Below are 12,024 nucleotides of genomic sequence, written 5' to 3' on the forward strand. Positions count from 1 at the left end.
TAAGAGTTTCGCACCGTTATGCCCCTATCCCGAATTGTCCGGCGCTAAAGCAATTCCAGGAAGGGGTGTAACGGTTTTCCGTCCGGAATTGCGCGAATAACAGGGAACCGTCTGATGGCAACCAAGACCAGAAAACCCGCGCCTGCCAGAAGCAGAGCTAATCAATCCAGAGCCGGTGCCGCTCCGGCAACGGCCGAGCGTTCCAAGGACGCCAAGCCGAGCTTCGGCAAGGCGGCGCCCAAGAAAGTTGTGCCTGGGGCTTCGCACAAAGTCGCCGCGAAGGCCGCCAAGCCTCACAAGCCGGCGGCGAAGTCAGGCCCGATCCGCACCATGGCAACCGTGGCGACCGGCGCGGTGGTAGCCACCGCGCGGCTTGCCGCGTCCGTGCTCGGCCGGGGCACCAAGGCCAAGACGAAGTAGATTTTTTAGCCCCTCGCCGGAATGGTGAGGCCCCTCTGCACGGCGGGCCGAGCGAGGCCGCGCTCCAGCCATGCCGCGACGATCGGGAAATCGTCGAACCCGACGAGGTCGCGCGCTTCGTAGAAGCCGATCAGGTTTCGCACCCAGCCGAGCGTCGCGACATCGGCGATGGTATAGTCGTCATCCATGATCCACCGTCGGCCTTTCAGCCGCGTTTCCAGCACGCCGATCAGCCGCCGTGACTCGTCGCGATAGCGCTCCAGCGGCCGCTTGTCGGCGATCTCGCGCCCGGCGAATTTGTTGAAGAAGCCGACCTGCCCGAAGATCGGGCCGATCGCGGCCATCTGGAAGAACACCCACTGGATCGTCTCGTAGCGCCGGATCGGGTCGGCCGGGATGAGCTTGCCGGTCTTGTCGCTGAGATAGAGCAGGATGGCGCCGGATTCGAACAGCCCGATCGGCTTTCCGCCGGGTCCGTTCGGATCGATGATCGCCGGTATCTTGCCGTTCGGGTTGAGCGACAGGAATTCCGGCGTCCAGCTCTCGTTCTTGCCGATATCGACATAGTGTGGCTCGTAGGCCAGGCCGATCTCCTCCAGCGCGATGGAGATCTTCACGCCATTGGGCGTCGGCGAGGAATAGAGCTGCAGGCGGTCGGGGTGCTTGGCCGGCCAGCGCTTGGCGATCGGAAAGGCGGACAGGTCGGTCATCGGGGGGCTCCGGATGCGGATCGGCGCCGAATGGCGCCCGTGGCGGGTGGGCAAGAATTAGGATCGTGATCCGCCAGGATCAACATGCCGGCAATCGGCTTGCCGTGCACGAAGAGTCAACCAAAGCGACCCGCTAAGACGGAAAGCGGGCTGCCCGGCGGTTGTATCAGATCGCCTTGAAGGCCAGCACCGCATTGGTGCCGCCGAAGGCGAAGCTGTTGCTGAGCGCCACCCGCACCTTGCGCTCGCGCGCCACGTTGGGCGTCACGTCGAGGTCGCATTCGGGATCGGGCTCGCGGAAATTGGCAGTCGGCGGCACGATGCCTTCGCGGATCGCCATGACGCAGGCGATCATCTCCAGCCCGCCCGACGCGCCGAGGCAATGCGCATGCATCGACTTGGTCGAGGAGACGGAGAGCGCGCGCGCATGCTCGCCGAAGACGCGCTTGATCGCCGCCGTCTCGATCTGGTCGTTGGCCTTGGTGCCGGTGCCATGCGCGTTGAGATAGTCGACATCCTCGGGATTGAGCCCGGCATCCACCAGGCAGAAGCGCATCGCCGCTTCCGGCCCCTCGATCGTCGGCGCGACGATGTCGGAAGCGTCGGCCGAGACGCCCGAGCCGGCGATCTCGGCCAGGATGGTGGCGCCGCGCGCCACGGCGTGGTCATAGCTTTCCAGCACCGCCATGCCGGCGCCTTCGCCGAGCGACAGGCCCTGGCGGTCGGCCGAGAACGGCCGGCAGGTGTCGGGCGAAAGCACCCTCAGCGCCTCCCAGCCCTTGAGCACGCCCCAGACCAACGGCGCTTCGGTGCCGCCGGCGACCATGACGTCGGCGCGGCCGAGCCTGATCTGGTCGACGGCGCTAGCAATGGCATGGTTGGCCGAAGAGCAGGCGGAGGTGACGCCGAACACCGGGCCGCGCAGGCCGAGAGTCATGCTGACCTGGCCGGCGGCCGCGCCCGGCATCACCTTCGGCACCGTGAAGATCGCCGCACGATTGCGCCCTTCGAGAAGGATGGCGCGGTAGTTTTCCTCGATCGTCTCGAAGCCGGCGACGCCGATGCCGACGACGGCGCCCATCCGGTAGGTGTTGTCGGCATGCGCGACCAGCCCGGACTGCCGCATCGCCTCGCGCGCCGCAATCACCGCCAGCAGGCTGAAACGGTCCATCGACACAACTTGCTTGCGGTCGATACCGTGATCGGGCAACTCCTTGATTTCGCAGCCAACCTTGACTTTCAGGTCATGCAGGGAAGGATTGTCGATCGGGCCGATCGCCGACCGGCCGGAGCGCATGGCGTCCCATATCGCCGGCGCATCGTTGCCGAGCCCGCATATCCCGCCAATGCCGGTGATGACGACGCGCTTCAGCATGCAGTCAGGCTTTTTTCGCGATCAGTTCGCGAACCGCCTCGACCATGTCGCCGACGTTCTTGAGGTTGCTCCAGGCGTCGACCGTGTTCATCTCGATCTCGATGCCGTATTTTTCCTCGAGATCGAAGATGATCTCGGTCAGTTCCAGCGAATGGATGCCCAGCGTGTTGAGATCCGTGCTCGGCGTGATTTCCTCGCCGCCGGGTTCGGCATGCGCCTTGATCTTTTCGATGATTTCGGTGGTCAGCTGGTCAGCCATTCGGTTCCTTCCCCTGTCGTTTTCCGACGCCAACTGATCAGCGCCCCTTGGTCCCCGGATTCACAAACGTCGTCGCCCCTACCTCGCCAGGCATCGCGTGATCGCTCCAGGGTGGCTCACTCTATAGAAACCGAAACGATGTCAAGCAACAAGCTATATATCGACAAAGCCGCCGGAGTGCTTAACGTTGGCGCCGTGGACATGATCGACGATACCCTGGTTCCCCCGCCTGCCGCCCAGCGTGTTGCCGCGCGAGCCAGGCTTTTCTGCGGCAGGAGCGGCGGCCGGACCCGGCTTCGGCGCCTCTATCAGGACGGATCGGCCAAGATTCGCATGCCGGCGGTGCAAGGCGACCCGCTCGAGGCCGTGCTGATCAACACGGCCGGCGGATTGACCGGCGGCGACCGGCTTGGCTGGGACATCGAGGTCGGCGAGGGCGCATCGGCATCGATCACCACCCAGGCCTGCGAGAAGATCTATCGCGCCGCTTCCGACCGGGCCGAGACGAACGTCAGCCTCACCGTCTGCGCCAACGGCCGCATCGCTTGGCTGCCGCAGGAAACCATCGTTTTCGACCGTGCGGCCTTCGCCCGCACGCTGGATGTGGAGCTTGCGGCGGGCGCGGAGGCGCTGCTCCTGGAGGCGACACTGTTCGGCCGGCTGGCGATGGGCGAACAAACGGTCGACGGCAGTTTCCACGATCGCTGGCGGGTCCGCCAGGATGGCAAGCTCATCCATGCCGAGGATTTTCGCATCGGGCCGGACATCGCAGCCAGGCTCCAGCGTCCGGCGGTGGCCGGCGGCGCGCTCGCCATCGCGACGCTGCTCCTGGTCTCGCCGCGCGCGGAAACCTTGCTGGACACGGCCCGCGCGGTCATTGGTGAGCCCGGCATCGGGGATTCGGGCGGCGCCAGCTTCTGGAGCGTCGGGCAATCTGGCAAGCTTCTTGCGAGGCTCACCGCCGGCGACGGCTACCAGCTCCGCAAGCGGCTGGTTCCGCTTGTCGAACTGCTCAACGGACGGGCGGGCCTGCCAAAATTATGGTCACTCTGATCTCGAATACCGGGAAGAACGCATGAATCTGACGCCGCGTGAAAAGGACAAGCTGCTCATCGCCATGGCGGCGATGGTGGCGCGCAAGCGGCTGGAGCGCGGAGTCAAGCTCAACCACCCCGAGGCGATCGCGCTGATCACCGACTTCGTCGTCGAAGGCGCCCGCGACGGCCGCTCGGTGGCCGAGCTGATGGAGGCCGGCGCGCATGTCGTCACCCGGGCGCAAGTCATGGACGGCATTGCCGAGATGATCCACGACGTCCAGGTCGAGGCGACCTTCCCAGACGGCACCAAGCTGGTGACCGTGCATGAACCGATCCGGTGAGGAGCAACCGATGCTGGAACTCAGGCCCAATTGCGAATGCTGCGACAAGGATCTGCCGCCGGAGGCTGAGGATGCGCTGATCTGCACCTTCGAATGCACTTTTTGCGCTGACTGCGCGGAAAACGTGCTTGGCGGCGTTTGCCCGAACTGTGGCGGCAATTTCGCACCGCGGCCGATCCGGCCGGCGGCAATGCTGAAGAAATATCCGGCCTCGACAAAGCGCGTGCTCAAGGCCGAGGGCTGCGGCGCGCGCAAAGCCGCGTGATCATTGCTAGATTGGAAGGCAGACCCATGATCTCCGCTTCAACGAAACGCACCGCTCTCGCCGCATTCCTGTTCCTGGCCGCGGCGATGCCCGCCTATGCCCATGTCGGCATTGGCACGGCCTCTTCCTTCACGGCCGGCTTCATGCATCCGTTGTCCGGCCTTGACCATATTACGGTCATGATCGCCGTCGGCCTGTGGGCGGCGATGAAGGGCGGCAGGGCGGCATGGGCCTGGCCGCTCGCTTTTGTCGGCGTGATGCTCGCGGGCGCAGCGCTCGCCATGCTGCATGTGCCGGTGCCTTTCGTCGAGCCAGGCATCCTCGCCTCCGTCGTGGTGGTTGGACTGCTGGTAGCGCTGGCGGTCGACCTGCCGATCTCGGCCGGGCTCGCCATCATCGGCGTGTTCGCCTTGTTCCACGGCCACGCGCATGGCACCGAAGTGCCGGAGAATGCCGGTGGGCTGGAATATGTGGCGGGCTTTGCCGTTGCGACGGCGCTTCTTCATGCCGCAGGCATCGCGGCCGCTCTCGGGCTTGGGCTGCGCTTCCGCGGCCTGGCACGAGCCGCAGGTGCTGCCTGCGCGGCGGTCAGCGTCGGCCTCGCCTTCGGCTTGCTGTGAGGCGCGTCATGATCCCGGGCGAAGTGATCACCGCAAAGGGCGAGATCGAGCTGAACAAGGGCCTGCCGACGGTGACGCTCAAGGTCGCCAACAGCGGCGACCGACCGATCCAGGTCGGCAGCCACTATCATTTCTTCGAGACCAACGAAGGGCTGAAATTCGACCGCGAACGTGCCCGCGGCATGCGGCTCGACATCGCCGCCGGCACCGCGATGCGCTTCGAGCCCGGGCAGGAACGCGACGTGACGCTCGTGCCGCTCGGCGGCAAGCGCGAGGTCTATGGATTCCAGCAGAAGGTCATGGGCAAGCTGTGAGGTCCGGCGGCGCGCTCTACTCACTTCGGAGGAGGCTTGGCGGCCGCGTAGATGACGATCTTGCCCGGATTGTCGAATTCGACCGCGAGCACGTCATCGGCGAGCACGCGCCGCGAATCGATGGCATTGAAAAGCAGCGCATTCGCCTCGATCTCCTGGCGCAATTCCGTCACGTCATCCTGATGCTGCTTCACCTTGTTCTCGATCGCCGGCGGCGGTCCGCCTTCGCTGCGGGCGGCATCCGTCAGGAACACGATATCGACGGTATCGAGCTTGGTCGTCTTGCGCACGGTGCCGATATTGTCGCGCGTGCGATCGATCGCCGTGATGACTCTACCGGCCTCCGTCTTCGACAGAACTTCTTCCTGTCGGATATCCGAATCGACGATCATCGCACCAGGCTTGTTGCCCTCCAGAGGCTGCGCCGGGAATGCAGCATACGGGACAGCCGCCGCGAGAGCCGTGGCCAAGGCCGCAGAAGGTATGGAGATTTTGACGCGCAGGGCGTCCGCCATCACTCGCTCCTGACTGAATTTGTGGCGGGGCGAAAAAAGCGAAACGTCCCTTGTCGTGCCGAGGTTCCCTCCAGCTTGCCGCCGGCGGGCCCGGCCCGCCGGCGCTCTTCAGGTTCTTTTACCGCCTTAGCTCGCCTTCTTGGTGATCAGGGTCAGCGCGCCATTGGGCTGCAGGCTGGCCGCGATCACTTGCGCCGAGCTCATTCCCTTGGCTTCGAGCGCGGACTTCACCTTTGGCGTCGCGTCGATCGATTTGCGCAATGTCTGCAGGCCGGCGTCGCCGCGTTGCGCCACGATCTGGTTGACCTGCGTCTGCGTGTCTTTCGGCAATTCCGTGATATCGACGATGCTGACGCTTTCGATCGTCGGCGTCTGGGATTTGGGCGTGGCCGGAGCAGGCGTCGCCGGGGCTGGGCTGGGCTGGGGCGCGGTCTGCTGCTGGGCGCTGGCCGCACCCGCCAGAATCAAGGTGGCGGCGGCGAAAACTATCGTCTTGCGCATGGATATTCCTTCCATCGGTTTGGCGAACGGTCGTTTTGGGCTGACTCGGTTACCTCACCCGCCAAATGGGAACGCAAAGTGTCGCTGAGCGGGTCATTGCGTGACCATTGGATGGCGACAATGTGCGCCCCACGCCCAATCAAACTTACTTTCGGGAGCAATCGCTGATGGCCAGAATTACCCGTGTCGCCTATGCGCAGATGTACGGCCCAACGGTCGGCGACAAGGTGCGGCTCGCCGACACAGAACTCTTCATCGAGGTCGAGAAGGATTTCACCGTCCATGGCGAGGAGGTGAAATTCGGCGGCGGCAAGGTCATCCGCGACGGCATGGGCCAGAGCCAGGTCGCGCGGGCTGAGGGTGCCGTCGACACGGTGATTACCAACGCGCTGGTCGTCGATGCGCTCACCGGCATCGTCAAGGCCGATATCGGCCTGAAAGACGGCCGCATCGCGGCAATAGGCAAGGCCGGCAATCCGGACACGCAGGATGGCGTCACCATCGTCATCGGTCCGGGCACCGAGATCATCGCTGGCGAAGGCAAGATACTCACCGCCGGCGGCTTCGACGCGCATATCCATTTCATCTGCCCGCAGCAGATCGAGGAAGCGCTGATGAGCGGCATCACCACCATGCTCGGCGGCGGCACCGGCCCGGCGCACGGCACCTTGGCCACCACCTGCACGCCCGGCCCCTGGCACATGGCGCGCATGATCCAGTCTTTCGATGCTTTTCCGATGAATATCGGTCTGTCCGGCAAGGGCAATGCATCCCGGCCGGCGGCGCTTGAAGAAATGGTGCTCGCCGGCGCCTGTTCGCTGAAGCTGCATGAAGACTGGGGCACGACGCCGGCCGCGATCGACTGCTGCCTGTCGGTCGCCGACGACTACGACGTGCAGGTGATGATCCACACCGACACGCTGAACGAATCGGGCTTCGTGGAGAATACCGTTGCGGCGTTCAAGGGCCGCACGATCCACGCCTTTCATACGGAGGGTGCCGGTGGCGGCCATGCGCCCGACATCATCAAGGTCTGTGGCCTGCCCAACGTGTTGCCGTCATCGACCAATCCGACCCGGCCCTACACCGTGAACACACTGGCCGAGCATCTCGACATGCTGATGGTTTGCCATCATCTATCGCCGTCGATCCCGGAGGACATCGCCTTCGCCGAAAGCCGCATCCGCAAGGAGACGATCGCGGCCGAGGACATCCTGCACGACATCGGCGCCTTCTCGATCATCTCCTCCGACAGCCAGGCCATGGGCCGCGTCGGCGAGGTGGCGATCCGCTGCTGGCAGACGGCCGACAAGATGAAGCGCCAGCGCGGCGCGCTGCCTGAGGAAACCGGCGACAACGACAATTTCCGCGTCAGCCGCTACATCGCCAAATACACCATCAACCCGGCGATCGCGCACGGGCTGTCGAAGGAGATCGGCTCGGTGACGGTGGGCAAGCGCGCCGATCTGGTGCTGTGGAACCCGGCCTTCTTCGGCGTCAAGCCGGAGATGGTGCTGGTCGGCGGCACCATCGCCGCCGCCCCGATGGGCGATCCCAACGCCTCGATCCCGACGCCGCAGCCGATGCATTACCGGCCGATGTTCGGCGCCTATGGCAAGGCGCTGACCAATTCCTCGGTGACTTTTGTCTCGAAGGCCGCCTTGGATGCCGGCCTGCAGGGCAGGCTGGGCGTGGACAAGGCTATGGTCGCGGTCGAGAACACGCGCGGCGGTATCGGCAAGCATTCCATGGTGCTCAACGACACCACGCCGCATGTCGAGGTCGACCCTGAAACCTATGAGGTTCGCGCCGACGGCGAGCTGTTGACCTGCGAGCCGGCGACCGTGCTGCCGATGGCGCAGAGGTATTTTCTCTTTTAGGCCGATTACGCCTTCCGGTGAACGGGCAAATTCCGTTGCGGCTGGAGTGTGGACCCTGCACTATGCGGTTGAGCAACTGCATAGCGGACAACCATGGCAGCAGAAATCGCCTCTCCCCACGACATCTTTCCGCATATCCGCATCGTCATGGGCATGGTGATCGGCCTTGGCGTTACCCGGCTGCTGTCCGGGCTCGCCCGCATCGTCCAGCATCCCGGCCAGTACCGGCTCTATGCCGTGCATCTCGCCTGGGTCGGCTCGGTTCTCCTTATGCTGGTGCATTTCTGGTGGTGGGAGTTCGGACTCTACGCTCTCCAGTCGTGGACCTTCGGCAAGTACCTTTTCATCATCTTCTACGCCATCACGCTCTTCCTCCTCTGCGCGCTGCTGTTTCCGGATTCGATGCTCGATTACACCAGCTACGAGGATTACTTCTATTCGCGGCGCGCCTGGTTCTTCGGCCTGCTTGGCGCCACCTACCTGCTCGACATCATCGACACGCTGCTCAAAGGTCCGGAGCATTTCGCCCGGTTCGGCAACGAATATCTGATCCGCACGCCGGTATTCGTGGCGCTTTGCCTGGTCGCGATCCTGGTGCGCGACCGGCGCTTCCACATCGCCTTCGTCGCCACCGCCCTCATCTACCAGATATCCTTCATCCTGCGGCTCTTCGACACCATCGTCTGAGCGGCATTGGGCCAACAGGTTGGATGGTTTAGGGTCGAGGAAAAGGCAGGGTTCAACCATGTACAAGGCCGTCGGATCGCGAGGCTCCCGCGTCAGCCGCGTGCTGTGGATGCTCGAGGAGCTCGCGCAGCCTTATGAGTTCGTCGAGGTCAAGCTGCGCTCGCCCGAGGCCTATGCGCTGAACCCCTCCGGCAAGGTGCCGGTCCTGATCGACGGCGAGCTGAAGATCACGGATTCGGCGGCGATCTGCGTTTATCTGGCGGATAAGCATGCCGATAAGGGCATGGGCGCCAGTCCCGGCCTCGCCGGCCGCGCCGAGATCGATTCGTGGATGCATTTCGCCCTGAGCGAGCTGGAAGCGCCGCTGTGGAACAAGCTGCGCCATCGCTTCTTGTTGCCCAAGGAGGTGCGCGTCGACGTCGGCCCTGCAGCCGCGCATGACTTCGCTTCCGAAGTGAAGGCGCTGGACCGCCGGCTCGGCGACAAGCCCTTCGCGCTCGGCGGCCGCTTTTCAGCCGTCGACGTTCTGCTCGGCGACATCGGCGGCTGGGCGCGGAGCGGCAGGTTCCCGATCGACTCCGATCGGGTCAATGCCTATTTCGATCGTGTTCTGCAGCGCCCAGCCCGTGCCCGCGCGCAAGCTAATGGAGGAGCCTTCAAATGAAGCTCGATATCCGCACCGATTTCACCAAATTTCCGCGCGCCGTCTCGGTGCTCCGGGCCAGCGAGGCGGGCGCGGCCGCAGCCTATGACAAGGCGGTGCTTGCCCATGACGAGCGGCATCTGCGCCGCCGCGCCATCGAGACGGCGGGCGGGGGCAAGGTTCTGGTCGACCTGCCCGAGCCGGTGGCGTTGAGCAATGGCGACCGGCTCGTGCTGGAAGATGGCCGCCAGCTCGAGATCGTCGCCGCGCCGGAAGAGGTCTATGACATCCGCGCCCGCGACGCCGTGCATCTGACCGAGCTCGCCTGGCATATCGGCAACCGTCATCTCGCGGCAAGCATCGAGGCGGACCGCATCCTGATCCTGCGCGACCACGTCATCAAGGCGATGCTGGAAGGGCTCGGCGCCACGGTCAGCGAGGTGCTGGAACCGTTCAGTCCGGTGCGCGGCGCCTATTCCGGCCATGGCCACGACCACGGCCATGCGCATGATCATCATGGCCACGACCATCACGATCATGATCACTCGCATGAACATCATGACCACGACCATGGCCACCACCATCACCATGACTGACCAGGCGCCCGGCATAGCGCTGCTGCGCCTGATGGCCTGGCTGTCGCCATCCTTTCCGGTCGGCGGCTTCTCCTACAGCCATGGTCTCGAACGCGCCGTGCATGACGGGCTGATCGCCGACAGCAAAGATCTTGCCGGCTGGCTGGAGACGCTGATCGAGATGGGCTCGGGCTGGAACGATGCGGTATTGTTTACCGAAAGCTGGCGGCGCGCGCGCGACGGCGGCGATCTCACGGAGGTTGCAGCGCTTGCCGAGGCGCTTGCCGGCTCCCAGGAGCGCCACATGGAAACCAAGCTGCAGGGTGCCGCCTTTCTGAAGGCCGCCTCCGCCTGGCCCTGTCCCGCGCTGGAGCGGCTGCCTGCCGATTGCGCCTATTGCGTCGCCGTCGGCGCCATTGCCGGCAGCCACGGCATCGACCTCGCGGAGGCACTAGCCGCCTTCCTGCAGGCCTTCTTCTCCAATCTCGTCCAGGCCGCGATCAGGCTAGGGGTCGTTGGCCAGGGTGACGCCACTGCATTGTTAGCCGGCTTTGAGCCTTTGGCGCTGGTAACGGCTGGTCGCGCCGCCAATGCCTCGCTCGACGATCTCGGCGGCTCCGCCTTCATGTCCGACATCGTCGCGATGAAGCACGAAACCCAATATTCGCGTCTGTTCCGCTCATGATCGTTCTTGCCGTCGTCCTTTCCCTCGTCCTGCTCCTGATCACCACGCTGCATGTATATTGGGGCTTAGGCGGCATCTGGCCGGGAAAGGACGCAAAATCCTGCGCCCGCGCCGTCGTCGGCTTTCGCGGCGTCGAGGAAATGCCCTCGCCCGTCGCGAGCTTTGCCGTTGCCGCATGCCTGGCACTCGCTACACTATGGCCGCTGGCACTTGAAGGCGTCTTTGCCTCGCCCTTCCCCAGGGAGGGCCTTGCCGCCACCGCGTTGATGATCGGCCTCGTTTTCCTCGGCCGCGGCATTGCCGGCTTCACGCCCTGGTGGCGCGGGCTGACGCCGGAGCAGCCTTTTGCCCGGCTCGACCAGCGGCTCTATTCGCCGCTCTGCCTGTTGATCGGGCTGGGCTTTGCAGTCCTTGCAATCTCGGAGTTTCCGGCATGACCCAACCCAACGGACCTCTTCGCATCGGCATCGGCGGCCCCGTCGGCTCCGGCAAGACGACGCTCACCGAAAAACTCTGCAAGGCGCTGCGCGACCGGTTCTCGATCGCCGTCGTCACCAACGACATCTACACCAAGGAAGACGCCTTGATGCTGGCCCGCCTGCAGGCGCTGCCGGAGGAACGCATCGTCGGCGTCGAGACCGGCGGCTGCCCGCACACGGCCATCCGCGAGGACGCCTCGATCAATCTTCGGGCGATCGCCGAGCTGAACAAAAAATTCCCGGATCTCGACATCGTCTTCATCGAGTCCGGCGGTGACAATCTTGCCGCCACCTTTTCGCCGGACCTTGCCGATTTGACCCTCTATGTCATCTCGGTCTGCCAGGGCGAGGACATCCCGCGCAAAGGCGGCCCGGCCATCACCCGCTCCGATTTCCTGATCATCAACAAGAGCGATCTGGCGCCCTATGTGAACGTCAACCTCGAAATCATGGAGGCGGACGCCGCCCGCATGCGCGGCAAGCGGCCATTTGGCTTCACCGATCTGTCGCGCGGCAAAGGCCTGCAGGAGGTGGTCGACTTCATCGTCGAGCATGGCGGGCTGCAATCGGCGCGGCCTGCGGCCTGATCTACCGGTCGTCTGCCCCACTAGACGTTATGACCGTGGTCTGAGCGGCGGCCCGCCCTTAGTCTTTGCAGCTGTTAAGCAAACGGGGGTTGCTTCGGGGAGTGCCCGAGCCGAGCCCCAAGCGAAGAAAG

18 protein-coding genes are annotated in these 12,024 nt (G+C 64.5%); 13 read left to right on the plus strand and 5 right to left on the minus strand.

What is annotated here, in order from left to right:
• The first annotated feature begins 114 nt into the window (after positions 1-114).
• Positions 115-420, plus strand: coding sequence for a hypothetical protein (locus tag RFN28_RS19425; RefSeq protein WP_320288931.1), 306 nt, complete (start codon positions 115-117; stop codon positions 418-420).
• Positions 421-425: 5 nt separating this feature from the next.
• Here RFN28_RS19425 and RFN28_RS19430 read toward each other — a convergent pair whose 3' ends face one another.
• From RFN28_RS19430 to RFN28_RS19440, 3 genes are all read right to left on the minus strand, one after another.
• Positions 426-1,130 (minus strand): glutathione S-transferase family protein, encoded by a 705-nt coding sequence (locus tag RFN28_RS19430; protein ID WP_320288932.1) that lies wholly within the window; start codon positions 1,128-1,130, stop codon positions 426-428.
• 166 nt (positions 1,131-1,296) lie between these two features.
• Positions 1,297-2,505 (minus strand): beta-ketoacyl-[acyl-carrier-protein] synthase family protein, encoded by a 1,209-nt coding sequence (locus tag RFN28_RS19435; RefSeq protein WP_320288933.1) that lies wholly within the window; start codon positions 2,503-2,505, stop codon positions 1,297-1,299.
• A 4-nt stretch (positions 2,506-2,509) separates the two neighbouring features.
• On the minus strand, positions 2,510-2,764 hold the full coding sequence (locus RFN28_RS19440) for an acyl carrier protein (protein WP_040975089.1): 255 nt from the start codon (positions 2,762-2,764) through the stop codon (positions 2,510-2,512).
• Positions 2,765-2,959: 195 nt separating this feature from the next.
• Here RFN28_RS19440 and RFN28_RS19445 point away from each other — a divergent pair, with 195 nt between their 5' ends.
• From RFN28_RS19445 to RFN28_RS19465, 5 genes are read left to right on the plus strand one after another with little or no spacing between them, the layout of a single operon-like run.
• The gene (locus RFN28_RS19445) at positions 2,960-3,817 is read left to right on the plus strand and encodes an urease accessory protein UreD (RefSeq protein ID WP_430678416.1); all 858 of its coding nucleotides are present in this window, start codon (positions 2,960-2,962) and stop codon (positions 3,815-3,817) included.
• A gap of 22 nt (positions 3,818-3,839) precedes the next feature.
• On the plus strand, positions 3,840-4,142 hold the full coding sequence (locus RFN28_RS19450) for an urease subunit gamma (RefSeq protein WP_040975088.1): 303 nt from the start codon (positions 3,840-3,842) through the stop codon (positions 4,140-4,142).
• A 10-nt stretch (positions 4,143-4,152) separates the two neighbouring features.
• Positions 4,153-4,407: a DUF1272 domain-containing protein gene (locus RFN28_RS19455; protein ID WP_320288935.1), complete on the plus strand. Its 255-nt coding sequence runs from the start codon at positions 4,153-4,155 to the stop codon at positions 4,405-4,407.
• A gap of 26 nt (positions 4,408-4,433) precedes the next feature.
• On the plus strand, positions 4,434-5,027 hold the full coding sequence (locus RFN28_RS19460; RefSeq protein WP_320288936.1) for a HupE/UreJ family protein: 594 nt from the start codon (positions 4,434-4,436) through the stop codon (positions 5,025-5,027).
• Positions 5,028-5,035: 8 nt separating this feature from the next.
• The gene (locus RFN28_RS19465; RefSeq protein WP_128163277.1) at positions 5,036-5,341 is read left to right on the plus strand and encodes an urease subunit beta; all 306 of its coding nucleotides are present in this window, start codon (positions 5,036-5,038) and stop codon (positions 5,339-5,341) included.
• 20 nt (positions 5,342-5,361) lie between these two features.
• Here the strand turns inward: RFN28_RS19465 and RFN28_RS19470 are convergent, their stop codons facing one another.
• Together RFN28_RS19470 and RFN28_RS19475 are read right to left on the minus strand one after the other, a co-directional pair.
• On the minus strand, positions 5,362-5,856 hold the full coding sequence (locus tag RFN28_RS19470) for a hypothetical protein (protein WP_320288937.1): 495 nt from the start codon (positions 5,854-5,856) through the stop codon (positions 5,362-5,364).
• A 126-nt stretch (positions 5,857-5,982) separates the two neighbouring features.
• Complete coding sequence (locus RFN28_RS19475; RefSeq protein WP_320288938.1) at positions 5,983-6,357, minus strand: hypothetical protein; 375 nt, start codon at positions 6,355-6,357, stop codon at positions 5,983-5,985.
• A 167-nt stretch (positions 6,358-6,524) separates the two neighbouring features.
• Between RFN28_RS19475 and ureC the strand changes: the two genes are divergently transcribed.
• The 7 genes from ureC to ureG all read left to right on the plus strand — a co-directional run bounded on the left by ureC (position 6,525) and on the right by ureG (position 11,893).
• Positions 6,525-8,237, plus strand: a complete 1,713-nt coding sequence (gene ureC, locus RFN28_RS19480) for an urease subunit alpha (RefSeq protein WP_430678411.1) — start codon at positions 6,525-6,527, stop codon at positions 8,235-8,237.
• A gap of 93 nt (positions 8,238-8,330) precedes the next feature.
• Positions 8,331-8,924 (plus strand): hypothetical protein, encoded by a 594-nt coding sequence (locus RFN28_RS19485; protein ID WP_320288939.1) that lies wholly within the window; start codon positions 8,331-8,333, stop codon positions 8,922-8,924.
• Positions 8,925-8,982: 58 nt separating this feature from the next.
• Entirely contained in the window at positions 8,983-9,588 is a 606-nt protein-coding gene (locus tag RFN28_RS19490; protein ID WP_320288940.1) for a glutathione S-transferase family protein, read from the plus strand.
• Complete coding sequence (ureE, locus tag RFN28_RS19495) at positions 9,585-10,163, plus strand: urease accessory protein UreE (RefSeq protein ID WP_320288941.1); 579 nt, start codon at positions 9,585-9,587, stop codon at positions 10,161-10,163. The genes RFN28_RS19490 and ureE overlap by 4 nt, the downstream gene beginning before the upstream one ends.
• Positions 10,126-10,827, plus strand: a complete 702-nt coding sequence (locus tag RFN28_RS19500) for an urease accessory protein UreF (RefSeq protein WP_320288951.1) — start codon at positions 10,126-10,128, stop codon at positions 10,825-10,827. Before ureE ends, RFN28_RS19500 begins: the two co-directional genes overlap by 38 nt.
• Complete coding sequence (locus tag RFN28_RS19505; RefSeq protein ID WP_320288942.1) at positions 10,824-11,264, plus strand: DUF3995 domain-containing protein; 441 nt, start codon at positions 10,824-10,826, stop codon at positions 11,262-11,264. Before RFN28_RS19500 ends, RFN28_RS19505 begins: the two co-directional genes overlap by 4 nt.
• On the plus strand, positions 11,261-11,893 hold the full coding sequence (gene ureG, locus RFN28_RS19510; RefSeq protein WP_320288943.1) for an urease accessory protein UreG: 633 nt from the start codon (positions 11,261-11,263) through the stop codon (positions 11,891-11,893). Before RFN28_RS19505 ends, ureG begins: the two co-directional genes overlap by 4 nt.
• Positions 11,894-12,024 lie beyond the last annotated feature (131 nt).

This window comes from Mesorhizobium album (assembly GCF_033977205.1).
In the GTDB taxonomy this organism is placed as follows: domain Bacteria; phylum Pseudomonadota; class Alphaproteobacteria; order Rhizobiales; family Rhizobiaceae; genus Mesorhizobium; species Mesorhizobium album.

Coding starts and splice junctions, on each gene's coding strand:
- RFN28_RS19425 (WP_320288931.1), top strand. CDS start 115: ATGGCAACCAAGACCAGAAAACCCGCGCCTGCCAGAAGCAGAGCTAAT.
- RFN28_RS19430 (WP_320288932.1), bottom strand. CDS start 1,130: ATGACCGACCTGTCCGCCTTTCCGATCGCCAAGCGCTGGCCGGCCAAG.
- RFN28_RS19435 (WP_320288933.1), bottom strand. CDS start 2,505: ATGCTGAAGCGCGTCGTCATCACCGGCATTGGCGGGATATGCGGGCTC.
- RFN28_RS19440 (WP_040975089.1), bottom strand. CDS start 2,764: ATGGCTGACCAGCTGACCACCGAAATCATCGAAAAGATCAAGGCGCAT.
- RFN28_RS19450 (WP_040975088.1), top strand. CDS start 3,840: ATGAATCTGACGCCGCGTGAAAAGGACAAGCTGCTCATCGCCATGGCG.
- RFN28_RS19455 (WP_320288935.1), top strand. CDS start 4,153: ATGCTGGAACTCAGGCCCAATTGCGAATGCTGCGACAAGGATCTGCCG.
- RFN28_RS19460 (WP_320288936.1), top strand. CDS start 4,434: ATGATCTCCGCTTCAACGAAACGCACCGCTCTCGCCGCATTCCTGTTC.
- RFN28_RS19465 (WP_128163277.1), top strand. CDS start 5,036: ATGATCCCGGGCGAAGTGATCACCGCAAAGGGCGAGATCGAGCTGAAC.
- RFN28_RS19470 (WP_320288937.1), bottom strand. CDS start 5,856: ATGGCGGACGCCCTGCGCGTCAAAATCTCCATACCTTCTGCGGCCTTG.
- RFN28_RS19475 (WP_320288938.1), bottom strand. CDS start 6,357: ATGCGCAAGACGATAGTTTTCGCCGCCGCCACCTTGATTCTGGCGGGT.
- ureC (WP_430678411.1), top strand. CDS start 6,525: ATGGCCAGAATTACCCGTGTCGCCTATGCGCAGATGTACGGCCCAACG.
- RFN28_RS19485 (WP_320288939.1), top strand. CDS start 8,331: ATGGCAGCAGAAATCGCCTCTCCCCACGACATCTTTCCGCATATCCGC.
- RFN28_RS19490 (WP_320288940.1), top strand. CDS start 8,983: ATGTACAAGGCCGTCGGATCGCGAGGCTCCCGCGTCAGCCGCGTGCTG.
- ureE (WP_320288941.1), top strand. CDS start 9,585: ATGAAGCTCGATATCCGCACCGATTTCACCAAATTTCCGCGCGCCGTC.
- RFN28_RS19500 (WP_320288951.1), top strand. CDS start 10,126: ATGACCACGACCATGGCCACCACCATCACCATGACTGACCAGGCGCCC.
- RFN28_RS19505 (WP_320288942.1), top strand. CDS start 10,824: ATGATCGTTCTTGCCGTCGTCCTTTCCCTCGTCCTGCTCCTGATCACC.
- ureG (WP_320288943.1), top strand. CDS start 11,261: ATGACCCAACCCAACGGACCTCTTCGCATCGGCATCGGCGGCCCCGTC.